This is a genomic window from Methanofervidicoccus sp. A16, from assembly GCF_003351865.1.
Classification (GTDB): domain Archaea; phylum AGJL01; class Methanococci; order Methanococcales; family Methanococcaceae; genus Methanofervidicoccus.
Genome location: NZ_CP022242.1, coordinates 476,478 through 498,627, shown reverse-complemented (window position 1 = coordinate 498,627; position 22,150 = coordinate 476,478). Strand labels below are relative to the sequence as shown.

The following is a 22,150-nucleotide window of genomic DNA, read 5'->3' as shown; positions in this document are numbered from 1 at the left end:
ATCTTAATACTAATTAATATTATTAATAATTAAATCCCTATTTTCAACTTCTATATTTTAAGTTTTTATATTTCTTATAACAAATTTACACAAATATATCAAACCTCTAAGAGTGATACCATGATAGATAAGTGTCCAATTTGTATGGGTACTGGAAAGAAGATTGTAAGGTATAAAACCTGTCCAGATTGTGAGGGAACTGGGTATATATGCGAGTTCGATACGAAATCCCATTTTAAGGGAGTTTCTAAGAGATCAAAGTACGACTTAGATCTCGCTGAAGTACCTTGTCCAAACTGTGAAGGTACTGGTAAGATACCTGTATACGATACCTGTGATTACTGTGGAGGTTCTGGAAAGGTTGTAAAGTGTGAAAAGTGTGGTAGGTACATTGGAAAGTATCCTGAGTATAAAGATGTTACTCTATGTGATATATGTAAAAAAGAGGAGGAGGAAAGGAGGAAGAATTTAAAGACTGTCTATGAGTTGGACAACCTATGTAGTGTTGGAGATGTAGAGGAAGGTAAATTCTACAAAGGTATAGTATCAAGGACTGAAAGGTACGGAGTCTTTATCTCCCTCAATGAACAGACCAGGGGACTACTTAAACCTCGGGAGATGGTAGGTAAAAAATTAAGTGATTTTAAAATAGGAGACGAGGTTATAGTCCAGGTTATAGATGTAAGGCCTGAAAAGAGAGAGATAGACTTTAGGTACATCCCTCTCACCAACTACACAGTAGAGAAACTTGAAAAGGAAGTGCCTCTAATAACTATAAAGGAGATCGTAGATAAAGGTCTTGTAGAGATGAAGGATGAGATAGTCCATATTAGAGGGGAGGTTATCCAGATAACCCAGACTCCTGGACCAACTATCTTCACAGTGACAGACGGAACGGAAACTGCATGGGTTTCAGCCCTTGATATTGCAGGTTTAAGGGCACATCCTGAGGTACTCGTTGGAGATATTATAGACGTTATTGGATCTGTGTCTATAAGAGAGGGAAGACTTCAGATCGAAAGGTTGAAGTTAAAGAAGTTGGAAGGTAAAGAGGCCGAGGAAGTTAAAAAAGAGATAGAGAAAAAGTTAGATGAAAAATCAGAGCCCTATAGTGATATAGATTTCCTAGTACAATCTCCAGTTTTGGAGAGGTTGAGACCTAAGATGGCCCATGTAGCAAAGAAGATAAGGAGAGCTATATTAGACGGAAAACCAGTAATTATAAGACACCATGCAGACACCGATGGATACTGTGCAGGTTTGGCATTGGAGAGGGCTATACTACCAATACTTAGTAAGTTCTCCATAGATGTAGATGCCCAGTGGCACTATTTTAAGAGAAGCCCCTCAAAAGCCCCATTCTACGAGTTAGAGGATGTTACCAAGGACCTAGTATACTCCTTAGAGGATAAACTGAGATTTGGCCAGAAGATGCCCTTAGTAGTACTTACCGATAACGGTAGTACAGATGAAGATATCCCCGCCATCTCCCAGGCTATAGCCTTTGGAATGGATGTAATTGTAATTGATCACCACTATCCTGGAGAGGTTGTTAACGGTAGGGTAGAAGTAGATGACTACATATCAGGCCATGTAAATCCTTATTTAGTTGGAGGAGATAGTAATCTTACAGCAGGTGTATTGGCAACAGAGGTCGCAAGGATGATAAACAAGGATGTAACTGGGGAGATAAATCACCTCCCAGGTATAGCAGTGGTTGGAGATCATGCCAAGGGAAGGGAGGTAGAGGAGTATATAAAGATAGCCCTAAAGGATCTGACAAAGTGGAGTAAGAAGTACGGCAGTGGTAAGGAGTATACTGTAGAGGATCTTGAGAAGATCGCCCTATGTATGGACTTCGAGGCATTCTATCTTAGGTTTATGGGTGGAAGGGGAATAGTAGAGGAGATACTGGCTACAAACAAGAGGGAGATATACAGACATGAGAGGTTGATAGATATCCTATATAAGAGGGCCATGGAGATGATTGATAGACAGATGAGGGCAGTACTACCTGCCTTGAAGACTGAGAAGTTGGAAAATGGAATAATACTGAGTACCTTAGATGTGGAGAGGTACGCCCATAAATTTACCTTCCCACCACCAGGAAAAACCTGTGGATTTGCACATGACAGTATAGTTAAAAAGTATGGAGAGGAGACACCTATTATAACTATAGCCTACGGTCCAGATTTCCTAGTAGTTAGGGCTACAGATGCAGTCAGTGAGAGGTTCAACTTCAATCTAAACCTCATAGTGGAGCAACTTATAAGGGAGATACCAGAAGCCTCTATAGATGGAGGAGGGCATGAGTGTGCTGGAAGTGTCAAGTTTGTAGAGGGTTTGAGAGATAAGGTGCTCTCTAGGTTTATAGATATCTTGAGAAGTATGTAGGGTCAATTTAATTTTTATATATTATAATACCTGAGTTTTAAGGTTTTAGACTATTGAGAGATAATTAAAAAGTTTTTAGATCAAATTCTGTTATTCACAGTTTCTATTCTATGTGTCTGTTTAGTACTGTTTTCAAAGATAAATATCTGATAAGATTGATATATATTTGCTATTAAAAAGAGCGTTTGCCTGTTTTTAATTTTTATTTATTATTATACTAAAAATAAAAATATTAATAAATATTAATAATTTAAAAATAAAAAAAAGAGTCTTAAAAGAGAGTAAATACTAAAAGGGAGTTCTGTTTATATTGCTCCTTTTAGATCACTGGATACTACAAAAATTCTGTACAGTCTTTTAATAAAAATTAAGTCTTTAAATTAGTATTTACAGGAAATAGTAAATTTTTACTGTTGATTCTTACATCTACTTTCATTTCTGATCTTGTAATAGTGGTACTCTACAGTTTTTAAATTTAACCCAGTGATCTTGGATATCTCCCAAGGTTTCTTATCCATATATTTCGCTACAATTTCCCTGTTTTTAGAAGGTCTTCCTACCTTTACTTTCAGAGGCTTAACAGTTAAACCGATCTCCTTTAGGGCATTGATAAGTTTTTCCTTAGTACGTTTGTACTTAGAAGGAGGAAGATATATTGTATTTATGTTGGTGTTTTCCAAGAGGTATATTATTAGGTCCTTAGAGAGTTCTGTATTTATATATATCTCATCCTCTCCTTTTAGATCCATATTTTCTAACTTTTCAATAATCTCCTTAGGAGATTTTCCTCTAACCTCTATCATGTAGAAATCACCATCTTACTGAGGATTATTTGCTTTTTCGTTCATATATTTTCCCTTTTTCTACCTATAAGATGTAGTTTGTAATCCATTCCCTTTATAGTACTTGGAGAGCGATGATAGAAAGATTTAAATACTAACGAGCCCATAATTATAATTTAATAAGGATGATATATTTAAAAAGGAATTCTTCCAGATGAAGAAGATTTTTATAGTATAGGGCTAATAATTCGACAGATTAAAAGTGGAATAGTTAAAGATATTAAAACGGTTAAATTGTTGTAAATAATAGTAGATCAAAATTGAAATATTAACCATTAAATAACAAAAGACAAATATTTCATAGAGATCATAAGTCTTTTTTTATACATTTTTTCTATTTTCTAACCTTTATATACTGTTCTTGTACTGAGTTGAACAGGTACACTCTAATTAAATTCTAAAATTGTTGATTATTAACAGTTAGAATAAGAATTATCTCAATAATAATTTGTTTCTTCTTTATTATTAGTTTGGAATAAGAATAGTAATTTATTTATATTATTAAATATATAAAAGTTATTTTGCGACGAATATAGTTATAGGGGGTGAGACTATGAGAGAGATCATCCTCTCAGAATGTGTTGAAATATTACAGAGGTATAACTTCACAGTTTCACAAACCTTCGGTAGATCATGCTTCGATATACTTGCCAGAAAGGGCAGTAGGAAATATCTAATAAAAGTATTAAAAAATATAGATAGTCTAAGTTATGAACAGTCTCTGGAGTTGTTAAAACTCTCTAAAATCTTAGGTGCCACTCCTCTTATAATAGGTATTAGGACGAGAAATCTTCCTATGGAAAATGGAGTGGTCTATGAGAGACACAGTATAAAGGCAATCACACTTAAAACCTTTGAGGCCTATCTAGAAGGTAACCCTCCAATTGTCTACGCTGGACGAGGTGGTTTCTTCGTAAATATAGACGGAGAGACCTTGAGAACTGTCAGAGAGAAGTTAAACATATCAGTAGGAGAGTTGGCAGAGTATTCTAATGTCTCAAGGAAGATGATATACAAGTATGAGCAGAATCTAGCGAATCCTACTATAGAAGTTGCCCTAAGAATAGAGGAGTATTTAGATACACCACTGATAAGAGGTATACCTCTAGAGGTGGATGAAAAAGAAATAAGTGATATAAGTATAGAGGGCGATAAAGAGAGGTATAGATCTGAAAGAGAAAATGATTTCAAACTCTATGTGATAGATATATTCAACCAATTAGGGTTCCACACTACAGAAGTTAAAAGAGCACCTTTCGATGCAATTGTTGAGAAGGAGGATGTTGAAACTGAAGAGTACAACCTATGTACCTTGGTACTAACTAACATAGAGGAAAGGGAGACTGAAGAAACAAGACAGAAGATGTTAATTGTGAGCCAACTCTCTAGTGTGTTAAACAGTAGTTCTCTCCTAGTCTTGGAAAAAGAAGACACCCATAGTATAGACTATGTAAAGACTATAAATGTAAGGGAGTTGGAGAGAATGGATGATGCCTCAGATCTGCTGGAATACATAGCCAGTAAATAATAGGTGATAGGGTGTCTATTTCTTTAAAAAGCGACTACTACTTTCTAGGGCTCTTATTAGTAGCATTTCTATTTTCCTGTCTTTTAACAAGGTTTTTTATAAAGTTTATGGTAAATTATAAGTACGGTTTTGATCTACACAAGAAAAATAAGGAGAAGATCCCTGAAATGGGTGGCATTGTTCCAGTTTTTATAATATCCCTGTTATTTATGTTATTCGATTTTAGAATATCCCTTATTTTATTTTTAACTGGATTAGTAGGTATCTATGACGATCTCTTTAAATTATCACCCTTTAAGAAGATAGTAATCCTTGGTATTATAGGAGGTATTATAGGATATTTGATCTTTGGCCTTGATGTTAAAACCCTTCTTATGATCTTAGGCGTATCTATCTTTTCAAACTTTACAAATATGTTGGCTGGATTCAACGGATTGGAGATTGGACTGGGAATAATTTCAGCATTTTTTTTAGGTTTATTACTACTGTTAAATGGAGAGTACGAAGGTTTCAAGTTAGTTCTTCTTTTTATAGTTTCTTACTTAGGACTTCTTCTTTTTAATAAATACCCTGCAAAGGTGTTTCCAGGAGATGTGGGCACCCTTCCAATTGGCGCCTTTCTAGTTACCCTTGCTATTAAATACTCCATCCCTGAGTTTCTCATTATAATGATTCCCTATATAATAGATGCATTCCTAAAGTATCTCTCTGCAGGTATTACAAAGAGGGAAGACCATAAACCTACCACCTTACGTGAGGATGGAAAACTTGACCCAGGTGAAGGATATCTCTCCCTTCCAAGACTTATTTTAAAGATATATCCAATGAGGGAGTATGAACTAGTTTTACTTCTCTGGGCAATAGGAATATTTTTTGGAATTTTGGCTGTTGTATTTAAGGTAATAAGGTAAAAATCAAAGGGTCGATTAAAAATAAGAAATAGTATCTTATCAATAATAGTCGATCAGTATTGACTATACTACACAGGAATTATCGAGGATTTTAAACAAAATAATAAATTAAATTTTATTTTTAAAATTTTTAATTACTTTACTCTTATTTATCATCTTTCTTAACTTCTATTATCATTTTTTAACTATTCATTACATAAGGTGAAATCTTGGAACTTATGGATCTCAATGACCTTGGAACTCTGGAGGTTGGTAGGTTTATAAAAAGGGAAAATAGATTCCTAGGGAGAATAGTTGTAGATGGTAAGGAGAGAAGTTGCTATATAGCAGATACTGGGCGCCTTAGGGACATACTAGTTAAAGATAGGGAGATATGGGTGATAAAAAACAGGGAAGGGTTGAAGACCGACTACACATTGATAACGGTAAATGTTGAGGGAGAATGGGTCCTTGTGAACACATCCCTTCACTCCAATATAGCCTATAGGGCCATAGAGAAAGGAGTATTGGGTTTTATACCTAAGAGAATAGAAAAAGAGGTAAAATTTAAAAACAGTCGTTTTGACTTCTTGGTAGATAAAAATACCTTTGTAGAGTTAAAAGGTTGTAATCTTGTCAAGGGAGATACAGGTTACTTCCCAGACGCTCCAACGAAGAGAGGTGTGAAACATCTAAGAGAGTTGATAGAGGCTAAAGAGAAAGGTTATAATGCAGTAATACTTATAATGGCTCTTAGGGACTGTAAGTACTTCCTACCTAACTCAGAGACAGACAGAGAATTTAGTGAAATGTTTTACAAGGCTCTTGACAAGGGTGTGAATTTTAGAGGATTTAAGATAAAAGTGGAAGAGAATGGAAAGATCTATTTTGTCTCTACCTTGAAACTTGGCTCTATTTGATGGATGGAGGTTATTAGATGAGGGAATGAATAAATACAAATGATATAAAGTTGGAGAACAGAGAAACAATGGTTAGGATAAATATAGTCTATTATAAATCCCTAACGTAGAGAAATACCTCGTACTCCTCTCCATCTTCATCGTAAGCCTTAGTTTTTACTCTGTAATATAGTTCTCCCTCGTCCTCAAAGTAATCAAAAACCTTCAACTCCTCCTCAGTTATATCCAGGAGTATAATCCCAGAGACCTCAGATCCCTCCTTTTTTCTAACACCGTAATAGCCTATGGAATAATCAAAGAATTTCTCATAACCCTTTATCATTCCCTTCTTCTTTTTTGGTATTCTATTTATCAATCTCAACAGTACATCGTCTTTCATTAACTCTCCATATACAAAGAGGTTCATGGTTTCCCTTAAAACCGTAATTATACAGTTTTGCAATTAATTTCTTCCTAAGATCTTGAAGGGCTAAATGCCTACTATCTAATTTCCAACAATTATTAATAAATTTGCTAATAGTTTCCTACTCAAAAAATCCTTACTAATAAAAAAATAATAATTCTAATAAAATATAAAATGATAAAAATTATCTAAAAAATTAGAATAATAATCCAATTATAAAAAAGAGAGGAAAATTATTAACAATAAACAAATATCTATTTCTCAGGATATTTTTCTGAAAAATATTAAATCGATCCTGTTGGAGGGAAAAATTATTCTTTCCTCTAAAAATATTTAATGAAGAGTATTAGGAAATTTAAACAAGTTTTTATTAATTTTTCTTTTATTATTTTATTGATTATAATAATTTTTTAGTTTTTTAAATTTGATATTTTTAATAGGAACTTTTATATTTGTATAAATCATGAATCACATAAACTATTAAAGACATACTCTTAAAATAATTCATCTAAATCTTGAAAAAATCCTGTAAAGTGCTCTGCCTACTTTCACTTTTAAGTTCTTCCTTAGATATTCCCAGGGCCTCCATTATTCTTATTACAGGAGGGAGGACCTGATTGTCTATGTAATAATTTACATCGTAATCCTCTGCATCCTCTGGCAACTCTGCCCTCTCACTTACAGGTCCACTGCCACTGGTGATGATATAGCCAACTACATCTCCTACTCTCAACCTCCCTCCGTTCCTCAAAATCTTTTTTGCAACTTCAACATGAGGAGCAGTTGTTTTGTACTGGGATATATCCTTTGTAATCTGCGTATATATAACTAGATCCTCCTTCTTTACCCTCCCTTTTCTCAGGTCCTCTATGGTATTGATAACAATATCTTTCGCCATTTTAATATCTCCCTTCTCCAGTAGAGCCTTAAGTACCTCTCTCTGTGTCTTCTTGGCTATGTTAGACCAGTCCCTCCTTACAAGTTCTAATCCCTTTATTATTATCTTGTTATTTTCATCGATGAGGGCGTATTTCTTCTTTGTAACGAATAGACCTCTTTTGTAGTATCCCTCAAATTCCAACTCCATATCCTTCGGAAGTTTCTTATTCATCTCCCTTAAAAATTTGTAAGTTTTCTCTAACAACTCCTCCTTACTTTTTACACCTTCCATAGTTGCATACAATCCATCTGTATCAGCATATATTATTTTGAATCCGTATCTTTCACCTTCCTTTATAGTCCTCTGGATAAACATCCTACCTAAATAGGTTATTACTTCGGCACACTCCTTGGAGTACCATCTAGCCCTTGGATAGGCCAGATAACCATAGTGGCTGTTAGCCAGTACCTTTAAGGACTTCTGTTCGTAATCTAAGAGAGCGTAATAAGGAGAGGTACTGTCAATCTTCTTTAACTCCTCCTTTATCTCCTTTCTCCTCTTAAGCAACTTATGGAGTACCTCAGGTATGAGGCCCCTTCTCCTTTTACAGAACCAGTGCCCAAGTATTTTTTCAGATTTTTCTTCACAACATCTACAGTCTATAGTATCTGGACTTATGTTGTAGGCTATTATGATAGATGGATATAAGGATCTGAAATCCATACTTACTATATTCTCATGGACGCCCCTAATAGGTTCCTTTACATACCCTCCTTCATAGTACTCCCTAAGTCTTTTCTTATACTCCTCATCAGAAGGTCTGTTAGGTGCTAAAAAGTTCTTCCTATAGGAGTGCCTTAGTAGTAGATACTCCACCATCTGACTACTACTCATCCTACAAACTTCAAAGGGTGTCTGATTTACAATCCTGGAAAACATCACCTCTAAGGGTAGAAAGTACTCTCCAACTAGGTAGGTATAGTGGGCATCCTGAAAGGAGTATTCAACAAGTTTTTTATCATTTTCCTCCCACAACTTGCCTATATTTCTATGACCAACCTCCAACTTACGCACTCCAAAGAGTTCATAACATACTTCTTCTAAACTATATTTACTCAGGTTCAACGTTCTCCTTACAATGGGATAAAGATCTATATGTACTTTCCCAGGGATATAACTTCTTAAATACATCCCTCCCCTTGAGATCCTTATATTTAGAGGAATATTGACACCTAAGTACTTGGCCCTTTTCACTAGGTAGGGAAAGTCGAAGTTGTCTCCGTTGTAGGTGTATATTAGATTGTAATCCCGTAGGATCTCAACAGTCCTCTTTATCAACTCCCTCTCGTTCTCCACTAACTCCAAACACTCATGTTTGAAATATTTATAAGATAATACCTTCTTTATTTCTTCCGAGAAAAAACTTACCATAAGTATAGGATCTCTATCTGGTACAGGTTCCCTACCTTCACAGTATACCTCCATATCAAAGGCTATTGCCTTCAACTTCGGTATCTCGTTACCTACTATTTCCCTCCTGTCTCTGTCTTCGATATTCTTGTAGTATACCATAGGGATTAAATCGTTGTCTATAAGGTACCTCTTTGTAAAGGGAATATCATGCTCGTATATCTCTCCCAAATTCTTAAGTACCCTAAGTTTTGGTACCTCCTTAGGATACTTTACAACTACCCTTGTAAGAGTCTTTTTGATGACCCTGTCTCTACTTCTAAGATCCCTGTTTATTATTACCTTCTCTGTAGTCTCCAGGTCTTCTATACGATACAATAACTCTCTATGGTTTTTTTCAAGGTATCTTTTAATATCTTCTGCAGATGCATCTACGTAAAAGTAGGGTTTAAAGTCCCTATCCTTTATAAGGCCCTCTAGTAGATAGAGGTCTATACACTTATCATCTGGGTTATAATCAATATCTATTAGGGCATTTTTATCCATAATAACACCTTCTAATAGGGAACATTTAAATATACCAAGAGGTTATACTGTTATGGTATCTCTTTTATTGAGTTCTAATTTTTTGAATTTAAAAAATAAGTTTTTTAATTAATATTATTTTAAAAAATTTATAAATTTTTAGGTGATTTTTGATGAAAGGGGAGATTTTGGCACTTATCATAGCGATGATGTGGGGGATATATCCAATTATTGAAAAAAAGGCGCTGAATTACGTGGAACCTTCAACGGCACTATTTCTTATAGTGTCTATGAATTTCGTTATAATATCTTTAGCATACATTCTAATAGGGAAAGTGAGTATAGAGGATCTCAAATCCTTACCTCTTGAGCCCATTATTTTTCTTGGAATCGTATCCCTTGGAAGTCTTCTATCTACCTATCTATATTATAAGGCTCTAAAATTATCTTCACCTTCAAAGATCGTAGTAATTACCAGTATTTACCCTTTCTTTACAATAATCGCCAATTCTGTTATAACACGGGAACTTCCATCTATTAGAATAATAGTTGGAGCTTTTTTCATATTCTTGGGAATATACCTTGTAATGGATTATTTCTAATAAATTAAAAAAACTTAAATATAGTAAAATTATAATAATTATAATAATTTTTTAATTTACAATAAAATAATAACTTAGGTGATTTTGTTAAATGACTAACCAGGTGGCAGAGATGCTAAAAAGGTTAAAGAGAGTTATCTTTGGAAATGATGAACCACCAAAACAACTTCCTATTAAAGACGATATATATGTTATTATAGGTGAGGAGGCGTCTGCCTACGAGATAAAAGGAGATGAGGAGATACCACTACCTGAGTCTAAGATAGTGTCTAAGTTAAAGGTAAAAAGGAGAGAGCCTATAATAGATAAAGAGGAGATAAATAGGGAAGAAAATGAGGAGGAAAGTGATGAAAAAACTGAAAGTAAGGTAGTTGTTCAGAAGATTCTACCTAAGGTATTAACAGTTAGAATGAAATCTCCTCACGAATTTGAAACCTTGAAGAGAATAATAGATCATGATGTGATCATCATAAACCATGAGGAGATCTCTCTTGAGGCATTTGAAAAGTTATTTTTAGATTTTAAAAAGTACATGGAAACTTTAAATTACTCCCTCTGGAAGGTTGACGACAACGTAATTTTAATAGTCCGTTCTGACATAGACATCGACAGATACAGATCTGAAACAGTTGCTGAAAGTGCCAAGGAGAACAATTAAGGTGGTAGTATAAAACTGGCTATAACAGGGACACCTGGGGTGGGAAAATCCACCATCTCCAAACATTTAAAAGACAAACTGATGGAGAAGGGAATCTCCGTTGAATATATAGATCTTACAGAGGCTGTAAAGAGAAACAACCTTTACATAGAGAAGGACGAATATATGGACTCCTACGTAGTAGATTTTCAAAAACTTAAAGGGTATTTAAAAGGTATAAAGGGAGATTTTATAATCCTCGATGGACATGTAAGTCATCTTTTAGATGTAGATTTTATAGTGGTCCTCAGGTGCAATCCTCAAGTGATAAAGGAGAGATTGGAAAAACGAGGTTATTCAGAGGAGAAAGTTAAGGAGAACGTAGGAGCGGAGATACTTGACGTTTCCCTTGTGGAGTCCTTAGAGAGATGGAAAAAAGAGAATATTCCTGTATATGAAATCGATACCACCAACAGGAGTGTAGATTCCATCGTAGATGAGATTATAGAGAGTATTGAAAATAAAAAGATAAAGTATGGAACGGTGGATTGGTTGGAGGATTACTTTTTTATGTTAGAGTAGTAATAAGAATATAAAAGTGAAAAATAATAGTATAAAAAAGAAAAACCAAAAAATAAAAAGAAATCCCACACCTTACACCAGTGTTCAATATAGGAATGAGAGTATTTTACTTTTTTACTTCTATCTCTTTAGAATTTTATCCATTTTATTATTTTTTCATTACAGTAATATCAGTACTTCTCCAACCTCTTAGCAACCTCCTGAGCCATCTCAAATGTTGTAAGGGAGCCACCGAGATCTGGAGTTGTAAGTCCCTTCTCCAGCACCTCCTCAAGTGCCCTCTCCACCCTATTGGCAACCTCATCCTCTCCCAAGTACCTCAACATAAGTACTCCAGTTAGTATAGTTGCAGTGGGATTTGCTATACCCTTCCCTGCTATATCTGGTGCAGAACCATGTACAGGTTCAAAGAGCCCATACCTATCTCCAATATTGGCAGAAGGTGCCATCCCTAATCCTCCAACTGTTCCAGCAGCACCATCTGAAAGGATATCTCCAAAGAGGTTTGAGGTAACAACTACGTCGAAGGTTTCAGGTTTTGTGATGATGTACATATTCATGGCGTCTATGTAGTAGTCCTCTGCCTCTATATCTGGATACTCCTCTGCAACCTCGTAGAATATCCTTTTAAATACTCCATCTGTTAATTTCAGTACGTTGGCCTTGTGGGCACAGGTGACTTTCCCTATTTTTCCTTCTTTCTTCCTCTTTTCTGCCAATTCAAAGGCAAATTTAAATATCCTCCTACAGGCTTTTTCCGTGATTACCCTCGTTGCAGTATATACGCCATCTGCAACTTCACTCTCTATACCCTTGTAGAGATCCTCTGTATTCTCCCTTACTATTACGTAATCTATGTTATCCTTTAGACACTTTATTCCCTTATAAGATTTAACAGGTCTGACGTTGGCGTAGGTGTCCAGTATCTTCCTCAACTTAACTATAACATCTGCTGCAGTCTCTCCGGCAGCACCAAAGAGTACTGCATCACACTCCTTTGCTATTTCTATAGTCTCCTCTGGGAGGGCAACTCCTCTCTTTTTAAACACTTCGTCCCCAGCCTCTGCATGTACAAATTCAAAGTCCAACCCTGTAGCCTTTAAAACCTCCAAAGTTGCAGGTACAACCTCCTTTCCAATACCATCTCCCTCTATTACACATATCTTATACATCCTTTCACCTTTTACTTTTTAACAACTACAGCACCTATATAACCGCCAAAGTACTTTAAAAAGGTTTTGTATAGTATAGTATCTAAGGGAGAGTTTGTAATGTAGGTACCAAAGGTATACTTTATATGGAAGTTATGCTTTTCCAGGAGATCCTCTATCTCTTTCAATGTATAAAACCTGGTACTGACTCTTATCTTCCTTCCATTTATAACCTTTGTAATGTCTCCTCTTCTCTTTTTTATGGCCTTTACAGTCTTTTTCCACCCTCTCCTTAAAAGGGATTTAATTATCCATCTTAGATGATAGAGGTTGGCCAATGTAAATATAAATACTCCTCCCTTAACAAGAACCCTTCTTATCTCCTTAAGTGCCCTGTTTATCTGTACATGATTTAAAGCCCCAAAGAAGGAGATCACACAGTTGAAGGATCCACTTTTAAAGGGCAAGTACTGTACATCCCCTACAACTACAAATTTTCCACTTTTCCCCTTGGCTCTCCTAGCCATTTCTATGGAGATATCCATCCCTATTATGTTGTAATCCCTTAGAAATATTAAATGCTCCCCAGTCCCACATCCTACATCTAAGATTAAATAATCTTTTTTAATTTCATCCTCAAGTACCTTATACTCTATAGATCTCATATATTTTGTATCTTTGTATATTCTGTCGTACTCCCTGGCTAAGGTGTTGTAGTACTCTATCACCCTCTCCATAATACCACAAAAATAAAAATAATAAAAATTATAATAAAAATAAAAATAATTTTAAATTGTATAATTATTAGCGAGAGGTTCTAATATTCTATTGCAGTAGTTGAGATACCCTTTTACTTTTTGATTTAAAATTATCAATATTTAGGAGAACTTTTAGGTTAAATATTTATAATTTTTATAAAAATTGTCATAACATAAACATACATCAGGTGATATTGTGGAGAGTTATATCCAAAATCTATTTGCCGAAAGGATAGGAGGTAAGAATTTTGGTAAAGAGGATAAGGTTTACAAATTTGAAAAGATAAAGAGGGCAAAGTTAGAGGCTATGAAAAAGCATCCAGATATGGAGTTAATAGATATGGGTGTGGGAGAGCCAGATGAGATGGCAGATCCTAAGGTTATAGAGGTACTCTGTAGGGAGGCTAAGAAGTACGAAAATAGAGGTTATGCAGATAACGGAATACAGGAGTTGAAGGATGCAGTTCCAGGATATATGGAGAGGGTGTACGGTGTAAAGGGTATAGATCCTGTAAATGAGGTTATCCACTCTATAGGTTCAAAGTCTGCCCTGGCATATCTACCTGCTGTATTTATAAATCCAGGAGATATTACCCTTACAACGGTGCCAGGTTATCCAGTAACTGCCACCCATACAAAATGGTACGGAGGTAAGGTATACAACCTCCCACTTCTTGAGGAGAATAATTTCCTACCTGATCTAGAGAGTATTCCAGATGATGTAAGGAGGAAGGCGAAGATACTCTATTTAAACTATCCAAATAACCCAACAGGTGCCCAGGCAACTGTGGAGTTCTATAAGGAGGTTGTAGATTTTGCACAGGATAACAACATCATTGTAGTGCAAGATGCAGCCTATGGTCCTTTAACGTACGGTAGCGAACCACTATCTTTCCTATCTATAGAGGGGGCAATGGAAGTAGGAGTAGAGATACACAGTTTCTCAAAGGCATTCAATATGACAGGATGGAGGTTGGCATTTCTCGTAGGAAACGAGTTGATTATAAAAGGTTTTGCTAACGTAAAGGATAACTTTGACAGTGGACAGTTCATACCTATCCAGAAGGCGGGAATATATTGTCTAAACCATCCTGAGATCACAGAGAGAATAAGGAAGAAATACGAGAGACGACTTAAGAAGATGGTAAAGATATTTAGAGAGTTAGGATTTGACGCCAAGATGCCTGGAGGAACCTTCTATCTCTATCTAAAGGCACCTAAGGGTACCAAGGATGGTAAGGTATTCAGAAACGCTGAGGAGTTCTCCCAGTACCTTATAAGGGAGAAACTTATATCTACTGTACCGTGGGACGATGCAGGGAGTTATATAAGGGTAGCAGCCTGTTTCCCTGCCTTTAAGGATGGTAAGGTATCTGAGGAAGAGGAGGATAGGATACTGGAGGAGGTTAAGAACAGGCTCTCAGATGTGGAATTTGTATTTTAAATACCATATACAGCAGTGATTAATAATCTACTTCTTCAGTGCTAATGTAGTCCAGAAAATGGACTTATTTTATTTTTCACCTATATCTATCTTTATTATTGAGTATTTTAAGATTTTTTATTTTTTTCTGAATTTTAATTATTTTTGATCATTATAATAAAAAAAAGTAGCAAAAAACTTGTATATAGACATAGTTAAGTTTTTTATTTTTCACTGCTTTTTATTAATTTTTAATTATTCTTTTAATCATCACTTTAATAACTAGAGTTATATTATTGTCCTAATAAGAATGATGTTTTTATAATAAAAAAATAAATAATACCTTCCAATAACAAAAATCATGAGAGATAAAATGAAATTTGGAGTCTCCTCTTTGGTATTTCTACCTGAACCTCTCCAAAGTTCCATGGAAAAGATCGTAGAGGCCCACTTTGACGCCTGGGAGATCGTATGTGAGGGGCATCACCAACTAACACCTGAGAATGTTAAATACCTTAGGGAGTTAAAGGATTGCTACGATGTAGATATTGTGGTACATGCTCCCTTCTCAGATCTCAATCCTGCCTCTATGAACAGTAGAGTTAGAAAGTTAACAGTCCAGTGTATAGGTGAGGCTATAGAGGGCGCCTCTGAACTTGATGGAAAGGTTGTAGTGGTACATCCTGGCTACGTTCCTCCACTCTGGTCAAATTACATAGAGGAGATAAGGGATAACAACTACTCTACACTGATAGAGATCCTCGAGGTGGCAGAGGACCATAAAATAATGATTGGTTTAGAGAATATGCCCTACTACTCAGGAATGGGAATCTTAGGGACTACCTTAGAGGATATAAAGGGGATGGTGGAGGGCATAGATTCTAAGTACTTAGGTATAACCTTCGATATAGGTCATGCCCATACTGTAATATATAACGGCGTCGGTAGATGTAAAACCTTGGAGGATTTTATATATCAGTTGGATAGGATAGGTAGGGGTATTGTGCATGTCCACTGTCACGACAACAGGGGGAAAGTTGATGAACATCTAAAATTGGGAGATGGAAATATAGACTTCCTTAAGGTGTTTAAATCTTTAAAGGATATAGGGTATAGTGATATTATAACCTTTGAATCTAAGAATCTAAGGGACGCTATTAAAAGTAGGGAGGTTGCCAGTGAAATTATCTCAAATCTTCTTTAAGGTGATAATGTGAAGATAGCAATACTTGGAGGTACTGGGGATCAGGGTTTTGGACTTGCCCTTAGACTGGCAAAGAAGTACGAGATAATTATCGGTTCAAGGAAGAGGGAAAAGGCAGAGGAATCTGCAGAGAATATAAAAAAGATACTCTCCTCGAAGGGTATTCCTTACAGGGATGTTGTAGGTATGGAAAATAGGGATGCTTCTCAGGAGGGAGATATAGTTATTCTCTCTGTACCCTATCAACATACATTATCTACCATAAAGGACCTAAAAGAGGAGTTAAAGGGCAAAATCGTCGTATCTATAGGAGTACCTTTGGCAGGTGTAATTGGAGACAAACCTACAAGGGTGGTACTGCCTCCGCAGGGATCAGTTGCTCAGATGGTGCAGGAGTATTTAAAGGATTCTAAGGTTGTCAGTGCATTTCAGAATGTATCTGCAAAGGTGTTGGAGTGTATAGATGAACCTGTAGATTGTGATATCTTGGTATGTGGGGACGATGAGGAATCTAAGAGGAAGGTAATAGAGGTTGTAAACAGTATAGAGGGATGTAGAGGAATAGACTGTGGAGGGTTGGAGATGTCCAGGTATGTTGAACAGATAACACCTCTCCTAATAGGTCTGAATATAAAGTATAAGTTAAAGGGTAGTGGGATAAGGATAACTGGATTAAGGAGATAACTGGGATACTATGGAGAGGAGTTTAAAGGTTAGACCCATTGAAAATGGAACTGTGATAGATCATATAGCAAGGGGTAAAGCTTTGAATGTCTATAAAGTGCTCAACATAGGGGAGGAGAATACAGTAACTATAGCCATGTATGTGCCCTCTAAGAAGTACGGGAAGAAGGATATATTGAAGATAGAGGGAATTGAACTCTCGGAGGAGGACGTAAATAAGATAGGCCTTATATCTCCAAATGCTACAATTAACATAATAAAAAATGGAAGTGTTGTAAAGAAATTTAAGGTAAAAATACCTGATGTTATAACTGGAATCTTAAAATGTACCAATCCAAACTGTATAACTAATGTTGAGAGAGTACCTGGGAAATTTAAGGTTGAGAAGAAGGATCCTCTGAAGATAAGGTGTATATACTGTGAGAAGTTTTTGAATACTATTGAGATAGCGAGATGACTGTCTCTAATGTTTTAAAAATTATAAGAAAAATTATTTAAATAATAATAATTATCCTAATAAAAGTTAAAAGAATTAAAATTAAAAAATAACAGGTGCATAAGATGGTAGAGATATACTACGACAAAGACGTTACACTGGATGGAGTAAAGGACAAAGTTATTGCAGTTATAGGTTATGGGAATCAGGGGAGGGCACAGTCCCTGAATATGAGAGACAGTGGATTAAATGTAATAGTTGGACTAAGGCCCAACGGTCCATCATGGGAAAAGGCAAAATCTGACGGACATACGGTAATGACTATAGAGGAGGCAAGTAAAGAGGCAGATGTAATTCACATACTTATACCAGATGAGGTTCAACCAACAGTCTATGAGAAACAGATAAAACCTTTCCTAAAGGAGGGGAAAACCTTAGGGTTCTCCCATGGCTACAACATACACTATGGATTTATCGTCCCACCTAAGGGGGTAAATGTTATAATGGTCGCTCCGAAGGCTCCAGGGGTTATGGTTAGAAAGACGTACCTCGAAGGGTTCGGAGTACCTGGATTGGTGTGTGTTGAGAGGGATGAGACTGGAGACGCCTGGGACATCGCCCTTGGAATGGCAAAGGCACAGGGTTTAACAAGGGCAGGGGTTATTAAGACTACCTTCAAGGAGGAGACAGAGACTGATCTCTTTGGAGAGCAGGTTGTACTCTGTGGAGGGGTAACTGAGTTGATAAAGGCAGCCTTCGAGACACTTGTTGAGGCAGGATACTCTCCAGAGATGGCATACTTCGAGACATGTAACGAGTTGAAGTTGATTGTAGATCTCATATACGAGAAGGGACTCAGTGGAATGTGGGAGAACGTCTCCAACACCGCAGAGTACGGAGGATTAACTAGGAGAAGTAGAGTAATAAACGAGGAATCTAGAAAGGCTATGAAGGAGATCCTAAGGGAAATCCAGGATGGAAGGTTTGCAAGGGAGTGGACATTGGAGAATATGAGTGGTAGGGCACATCTCAACGCTATGAGGAGGTTGGAGAGGGAGCACTTAATAGAGACTGTAGGGAAGAAACTTAGGAAGATGTGCGGATTGGAGAAGGAGGATTAAGTTATTTTTCTATTTTTTATAATAAAAAAATAATCAAGGATAATAAAAATTATAAAAAATAAAAAAAGAAAATTAAAAAGAATTCTAGTTGTTTTTTCAGTGTTTAATATAGAAATGAAAAGGTTATTTACTTTTTTATCTCTTTATTTATTCAAAATTTTATTCGTTACTGTTTCTCTATAAGATTTTTATTTTAATTTTTATTATTATAATAATTTTTATTAACCCCAATTCCCATCAAAAAATTCTGATAAAAAATAATAATTATAAAAATAAAATATAAAAAGAAGATATTAAAATCATAATAAAAGGATAATCTCCTGGGATACTCTAAGATACTATAGGAGTAGAGCAGATCCTTCCTAACAAGTTGCTATTATTAATGCCCCACATCCCATAAAGTGATAATATAAAAAAAATAAAAATCATAAAAACTAAAAAAATTAAAAAGGAATCTTACTTGTTTTTATCCTGTATCCAATATTATTTTACTTTTTATCTCTATCCTTTCAGAATTTTATTACATTTTATTATTCCTCTTAAGATTTTTATTATTTTTTATTATAATGATTATTTTTATTATTCTTCTAATCATAATCTTGATGGGAACCAGGGTTTTTATTATTATTTTTTTTAATTACAACTTTAATAGGAACTAGATTTCTAATTATAATTCTTCTTCATTACTCCTCCTCCCCTTCTGTATCTGGAATATCCTTTTAACATCCTCTAAGGTGTTTATATCTTCAGGAGGTCTGTCCTCCCTTATTCTCACAACCCTCGGGAACCTCAATGCATAACCACAACTGTACTTGTCAGACTCCTGTATCTCCTCGTAGGTAACCTCTAATACGATCTCTGGCTTAACTATTACCTCATCTCCTACCTCTTTCACCTTTATAGAATCTATCATCTTACTTAACCTATCTAACTCCTCCTCAGTTAAACCACTGCCAACATGTCCTATAGGGTGGAGGTTTCCATCTTCATCCCTAACTGCAATCTCAAAGGATCCATACCAATCCTTCCTCTTACCCATCCCTATCTTTGCCTTTGTAATAACTACGTCTAGACTCTCCAGTGTAGGTTTAAACTTGTACATGGTTCTAACTCTACTTCCAGGGGTATATACAGCCTTCAGGTTCTTTATCATAACTCCCTCATGCCCTATACCTAAACTCCACTTGTAGAACTCCTCTGCCTTCTTTACATCCCTGGTCACTAATTTATAAGATATATCTATCTTCTTATCCGATCTGATCTCCCTCTCTATCTTCTCCCTCTTCTTCTCCCAGTCGTTATCCTCGGACAGGATCTCCTCCAATATCCTCCTTCGCTCCTTCAGTGGAACATCTAACAGAGGTTCATTGTAGTATAAGATATCAAAGAGGTAAACCCTTAGATTAACCTCCTCTTTCATCTTCTCGATATTGTACTTCCTCCTAAGCCTCCTGAGAATATCCTGAAATGGTCTCGGATGTCCAGTATTTAGGTCTATAGCCACACATTCTCCTTCCATTATAAAGTTATCCCTCTCTATCTTCTTTATCTCCTCCACGATCTCAGGGAGGGAGTTGGTGATATCCTCTAACTTCCTGGTGTATATCTTAACCTTATCTCCACTCCTGTGTATCTGTAGCCTTGCACCGTCGTACTTCGTCTCAAACTGTGGAGTGCCTATCTCCTCTATAGCCTCCTTTATAGATGGGGCTATCTGGGCTAACATTGGTCTTATAGGTCTAAAGAGTTTTAACTTCAGATCCTCGTCCCTGTCTATATCAACCCCCATTAATAACTTCTCCCCAATAAGTCCTATATCATTTACAACTGCGTATATCTTCTCCAACTTCTCCTTGGGAATCCCGAAGTACTTCGAAAAGGCACTTAGGATAGTTGGGACGTTCATCCCTATTCTCATATCCTCTAGGATAATCCTTGCAATATATCTCCTCTCAAGAGGTGTTGCCATTAGGAATAAATTAGAAATATACCTTATTTTTTTCTTCTGGGAACTCTCTCCCTCTATTTCACCTACCTTTTTCAAAGTGTCGTATACATCGTCAAGAGTTAGGTGTTTTTGAAAAAGAGATGCCTGTTTTATTTGAGAACTTAACTTCTCAATGGATATACTTATATCTCCAGTCTCTTTGATAGATTCAAGTAGATCTTTTTCCCTGATACCTATACTTTTAACTGCCTCTATTAGCATATTGGGGCCAATCCCTAACTCCTTATTTTCATACTCTGGATATACCCTACCGATGGAGAGATAACATATCTTTCTTAAACTTGACGGAGAATTTTCCTTCTCCGCCATCCTTATTAACTTAATGAAAAGGTATATCTTATCTGTTCTCTTAGTAGTGTCTTCTATCTTTTTGAATACCTTACAGACGTCTAAAAATAGCATAAACTCACCACTATTTTTTTATTTAATTAATATTAATATTATTATAAAAATAAAAAACTTCTTCGGATATTATTTTAGTTATTATCACTAATTAAAAAATTTTAATGCATTTAAAAATTTTAAACTTATTTAAAAGGATATCAAAAATTATTTATAGGAATACAACCACATAATTAATCAAAAAATGTACAAATGGTGAAATATTATGAAAAATGAAGTATTCGTAGGAGAGGGGATGAAATACATCAAGGAGAACTATCCTGAATTATACAAGGTAATAGTAGATCTAAACAACGAGGTATATACAGGGAAGGTATTGGATTACAAAACCCAGAAGTTAATAGCGATAGCTATTTTAGCAGCCTCAGGAGACGAGAAAGGTACTAGGAAACAGATGACTAGTGGTATCTCCGAATTAGGTATTACAAAGGAGGAGATATTTGACGCCCTAAAGGTAGTACTCTTAACCGCTGGGATGCCTTCCTTTATTAAGGCTGTAAGGATATTAAATGAATTATAATCGTCTCATATTTAAAGATATAGGTTGAAATTCGTACAGTTAGTTATATATAACACAAAAGTGGAAATAATATATCGTAATACTAAAAAGTGTGATGATATGAGTTGTGTAGATGCTAAAACTATGGTAGAGGGTACCGATTTTGAGAAAAAGCACACACCATTGATCCAATGTAATGACGTGGTCAAGGCTGGGGAGATATTTGAGGTTAAGATACAGACTGCTGGAGTAGAACATCCAATGGAGGACGGTCACTTCATCCAGTTCATTGAACTCAAGGTAGGGGACGTTCCTTTGGTGAGGGTAGATCTTACCCAGTACGCCAAACCTGAGGTAGTGGTATATATAAAAGCACCTTCCGAGGATCATAAGGGGCAGGTTATGAAACTTACCGCCTACATGTACTGCAACCTCCATGGTATCTGGAAGTATGAGAAGGAGATAAAAATTGAGTAAGGGGTTAGGGTATGGCAAAGTACCAGTGTATGTGTGGATGGATATATGACGAGGATAAGGGAGAGCCTTCCCAAAATATACCTCCAGGTACTAAATTTGAAGACCTCCCTGATACCTTCCAATGCCCCCAGTGTGGTCTGGGGAAGAACGCATTTAGAAAGATCTAATTTGGGATATTTATGACATGGTGGAAATGTTCCAACTGTGGATATGTCTTTGAGGGGGACACCTTGCCTGAAAGGTGTCCCAACTGTGGAGAGAAGTGTACCTTTTATGACGTATCCTGTTATACTCCTGAGTGTGGGTTTACAGGGTACGATCCTAAGTTAGTTGCAAGATCCCCTTCCAATGAAAGTAAATTCTAAAAAATAAAA

General features: G+C 35.9%; 22 protein-coding genes. 16 read left to right on the top strand and 6 right to left on the bottom strand.

The features are described from left to right. Positions 1–120: 120 nt before the first annotated feature. On the top strand, positions 121–2,394 hold the full coding sequence (locus CFE53_RS02355) for a DHH family phosphoesterase (protein ID WP_148120301.1): 2,274 nt from the start codon (positions 121–123) through the stop codon (positions 2,392–2,394). Between the two features lie 407 nt (positions 2,395–2,801). On the opposite strand, the gene CFE53_RS02350 is transcribed toward CFE53_RS02355, so the two are convergent. Further along, positions 2,802–3,197: a hypothetical protein gene (locus CFE53_RS02350; RefSeq protein WP_148120300.1), complete on the bottom strand. Its 396-nt coding sequence runs from the start codon at positions 3,195–3,197 to the stop codon at positions 2,802–2,804. 592 nt (positions 3,198–3,789) lie between these two features. Between CFE53_RS02350 and CFE53_RS02345 the strand changes: the two genes are divergently transcribed. From CFE53_RS02345 to sfsA, 3 genes are all read left to right on the top strand, one after another. Next, the gene (locus tag CFE53_RS02345; protein WP_148120299.1) at positions 3,790–4,764 is read left to right on the top strand and encodes a transcriptional regulator; all 975 of its coding nucleotides are present in this window, start codon (positions 3,790–3,792) and stop codon (positions 4,762–4,764) included. A gap of 11 nt (positions 4,765–4,775) precedes the next feature. Then, complete coding sequence (locus tag CFE53_RS02340) at positions 4,776–5,675, top strand: glycosyl transferase (RefSeq protein ID WP_253254767.1); 900 nt, start codon at positions 4,776–4,778, stop codon at positions 5,673–5,675. Positions 5,676–5,893: 218 nt separating this feature from the next. Further along, entirely contained in the window at positions 5,894–6,574 is a 681-nt protein-coding gene (gene sfsA / locus CFE53_RS02335) for a DNA/RNA nuclease SfsA (protein WP_253254781.1), read from the top strand. A 91-nt stretch (positions 6,575–6,665) separates the two neighbouring features. On the opposite strand, the gene CFE53_RS02330 is transcribed toward sfsA, so the two are convergent. Together CFE53_RS02330 and CFE53_RS02325 are read right to left on the bottom strand one after the other, a co-directional pair. Continuing rightward, a complete protein-coding gene (locus CFE53_RS02330; protein ID WP_148120297.1) occupies positions 6,666–6,980 on the bottom strand; it encodes a gamma-glutamylcyclotransferase family protein in 315 nt (104 codons plus the stop codon). Positions 6,981–7,485: 505 nt separating this feature from the next. Beyond that, entirely contained in the window at positions 7,486–9,813 is a 2,328-nt protein-coding gene (locus tag CFE53_RS02325; protein WP_148120296.1) for a DNA-directed DNA polymerase, read from the bottom strand. Positions 9,814–9,965: 152 nt separating this feature from the next. Here CFE53_RS02325 and CFE53_RS02320 point away from each other — a divergent pair, with 152 nt between their 5' ends. From CFE53_RS02320 to CFE53_RS02310, 3 genes are all read left to right on the top strand, one after another. Next, positions 9,966–10,394: an EamA family transporter gene (locus CFE53_RS02320; RefSeq protein WP_148120295.1), complete on the top strand. Its 429-nt coding sequence runs from the start codon at positions 9,966–9,968 to the stop codon at positions 10,392–10,394. A 112-nt stretch (positions 10,395–10,506) separates the two neighbouring features. After that, a complete protein-coding gene (locus CFE53_RS02315; RefSeq protein ID WP_148121127.1) occupies positions 10,507–11,052 on the top strand; it encodes a hypothetical protein in 546 nt (181 codons plus the stop codon). A 9-nt stretch (positions 11,053–11,061) separates the two neighbouring features. Continuing rightward, positions 11,062–11,613, top strand: a complete 552-nt coding sequence (locus CFE53_RS02310) for an adenylate kinase family protein (RefSeq protein ID WP_148120294.1) — start codon at positions 11,062–11,064, stop codon at positions 11,611–11,613. A gap of 170 nt (positions 11,614–11,783) precedes the next feature. Here the strand turns inward: CFE53_RS02310 and leuB are convergent, their stop codons facing one another. Beyond that, positions 11,784–12,785, bottom strand: a complete 1,002-nt coding sequence (gene leuB / locus CFE53_RS02305) for a bifunctional 3-isopropylmalate/3-methylmalate dehydrogenase (RefSeq protein ID WP_148120293.1) — start codon at positions 12,783–12,785, stop codon at positions 11,784–11,786. An 11-nt stretch (positions 12,786–12,796) separates the two neighbouring features. Further along, entirely contained in the window at positions 12,797–13,501 is a 705-nt protein-coding gene (locus tag CFE53_RS02300) for a class I SAM-dependent methyltransferase (RefSeq protein ID WP_148120292.1), read from the bottom strand. 217 nt (positions 13,502–13,718) lie between these two features. Here CFE53_RS02300 and CFE53_RS02295 point away from each other — a divergent pair, with 217 nt between their 5' ends. From CFE53_RS02295 to ilvC, 5 genes are all read left to right on the top strand, one after another. Then, positions 13,719–14,966, top strand: a complete 1,248-nt coding sequence (locus tag CFE53_RS02295) for an LL-diaminopimelate aminotransferase (protein WP_148120291.1) — start codon at positions 13,719–13,721, stop codon at positions 14,964–14,966. A 352-nt stretch (positions 14,967–15,318) separates the two neighbouring features. Beyond that, positions 15,319–16,149, top strand: a complete 831-nt coding sequence (locus CFE53_RS02290) for a sugar phosphate isomerase/epimerase (protein WP_148120290.1) — start codon at positions 15,319–15,321, stop codon at positions 16,147–16,149. Between the two features lie 9 nt (positions 16,150–16,158). Beyond that, positions 16,159–16,833, top strand: coding sequence for an NADPH-dependent F420 reductase (gene npdG, locus CFE53_RS02285; RefSeq protein ID WP_148120289.1), 675 nt, complete (start codon positions 16,159–16,161; stop codon positions 16,831–16,833). Between the two features lie 10 nt (positions 16,834–16,843). Next, a complete protein-coding gene (pyrI, locus tag CFE53_RS02280; RefSeq protein WP_148120288.1) occupies positions 16,844–17,290 on the top strand; it encodes an aspartate carbamoyltransferase regulatory subunit in 447 nt (148 codons plus the stop codon). A gap of 104 nt (positions 17,291–17,394) precedes the next feature. Next, positions 17,395–18,390: a ketol-acid reductoisomerase gene (gene ilvC, locus CFE53_RS02275; RefSeq protein ID WP_148120287.1), complete on the top strand. Its 996-nt coding sequence runs from the start codon at positions 17,395–17,397 to the stop codon at positions 18,388–18,390. A 667-nt stretch (positions 18,391–19,057) separates the two neighbouring features. Here the strand turns inward: ilvC and CFE53_RS02270 are convergent. Beyond that, positions 19,058–20,800 (bottom strand): ATP-dependent DNA ligase, encoded by a 1,743-nt coding sequence (locus tag CFE53_RS02270; protein WP_148120286.1) that lies wholly within the window; start codon positions 20,798–20,800, stop codon positions 19,058–19,060. 205 nt (positions 20,801–21,005) lie between these two features. Here CFE53_RS02270 and CFE53_RS02265 point away from each other — a divergent pair, with 205 nt between their 5' ends. The 4 genes from CFE53_RS02265 to CFE53_RS02250 all read left to right on the top strand — a co-directional run bounded on the left by CFE53_RS02265 (position 21,006) and on the right by CFE53_RS02250 (position 22,141). After that, the gene (locus tag CFE53_RS02265; protein ID WP_148120285.1) at positions 21,006–21,320 is read left to right on the top strand and encodes a carboxymuconolactone decarboxylase family protein; all 315 of its coding nucleotides are present in this window, start codon (positions 21,006–21,008) and stop codon (positions 21,318–21,320) included. 99 nt (positions 21,321–21,419) lie between these two features. Continuing rightward, entirely contained in the window at positions 21,420–21,776 is a 357-nt protein-coding gene (locus tag CFE53_RS02260) for a class II SORL domain-containing protein (RefSeq protein ID WP_148120284.1), read from the top strand. An 11-nt stretch (positions 21,777–21,787) separates the two neighbouring features. Then, the gene (locus tag CFE53_RS02255) at positions 21,788–21,943 is read left to right on the top strand and encodes a rubredoxin (protein ID WP_148120283.1); all 156 of its coding nucleotides are present in this window, start codon (positions 21,788–21,790) and stop codon (positions 21,941–21,943) included. Positions 21,944–21,955: 12 nt separating this feature from the next. Beyond that, positions 21,956–22,141 (top strand): rubredoxin-like domain-containing protein, encoded by a 186-nt coding sequence (locus tag CFE53_RS02250; protein ID WP_148120282.1) that lies wholly within the window; start codon positions 21,956–21,958, stop codon positions 22,139–22,141. Positions 22,142–22,150 lie beyond the last annotated feature (9 nt).

Coding starts and splice junctions, on each gene's coding strand:
- CFE53_RS02350 (WP_148120300.1), bottom strand. CDS start 3,197: ATGATAGAGGTTAGAGGAAAATCTCCTAAGGAGATTATTGAAAAGTTA.
- CFE53_RS02265 (WP_148120285.1), top strand. CDS start 21,006: ATGAAAAATGAAGTATTCGTAGGAGAGGGGATGAAATACATCAAGGAG.
- CFE53_RS02325 (WP_148120296.1), bottom strand. CDS start 9,813: ATGGATAAAAATGCCCTAATAGATATTGATTATAACCCAGATGATAAG.
- CFE53_RS02270 (WP_148120286.1), bottom strand. CDS start 20,800: ATGCTATTTTTAGACGTCTGTAAGGTATTCAAAAAGATAGAAGACACT.
- CFE53_RS02300 (WP_148120292.1), bottom strand. CDS start 13,501: ATGGAGAGGGTGATAGAGTACTACAACACCTTAGCCAGGGAGTACGAC.
- pyrI (WP_148120288.1), top strand. CDS start 16,844: ATGGAGAGGAGTTTAAAGGTTAGACCCATTGAAAATGGAACTGTGATA.
- CFE53_RS02320 (WP_148120295.1), top strand. CDS start 9,966: ATGAAAGGGGAGATTTTGGCACTTATCATAGCGATGATGTGGGGGATA.
- CFE53_RS02260 (WP_148120284.1), top strand. CDS start 21,420: ATGAGTTGTGTAGATGCTAAAACTATGGTAGAGGGTACCGATTTTGAG.
- CFE53_RS02250 (WP_148120282.1), top strand. CDS start 21,956: ATGACATGGTGGAAATGTTCCAACTGTGGATATGTCTTTGAGGGGGAC.
- leuB (WP_148120293.1), bottom strand. CDS start 12,785: ATGTATAAGATATGTGTAATAGAGGGAGATGGTATTGGAAAGGAGGTT.
- ilvC (WP_148120287.1), top strand. CDS start 17,395: ATGGTAGAGATATACTACGACAAAGACGTTACACTGGATGGAGTAAAG.
- CFE53_RS02330 (WP_148120297.1), bottom strand. CDS start 6,980: ATGAACCTCTTTGTATATGGAGAGTTAATGAAAGACGATGTACTGTTG.
- CFE53_RS02355 (WP_148120301.1), top strand. CDS start 121: ATGATAGATAAGTGTCCAATTTGTATGGGTACTGGAAAGAAGATTGTA.
- CFE53_RS02290 (WP_148120290.1), top strand. CDS start 15,319: ATGAAATTTGGAGTCTCCTCTTTGGTATTTCTACCTGAACCTCTCCAA.
- sfsA (WP_253254781.1), top strand. CDS start 5,894: ATGGATCTCAATGACCTTGGAACTCTGGAGGTTGGTAGGTTTATAAAA.
- CFE53_RS02255 (WP_148120283.1), top strand. CDS start 21,788: ATGGCAAAGTACCAGTGTATGTGTGGATGGATATATGACGAGGATAAG.
- CFE53_RS02315 (WP_148121127.1), top strand. CDS start 10,507: ATGCTAAAAAGGTTAAAGAGAGTTATCTTTGGAAATGATGAACCACCA.
- CFE53_RS02345 (WP_148120299.1), top strand. CDS start 3,790: ATGAGAGAGATCATCCTCTCAGAATGTGTTGAAATATTACAGAGGTAT.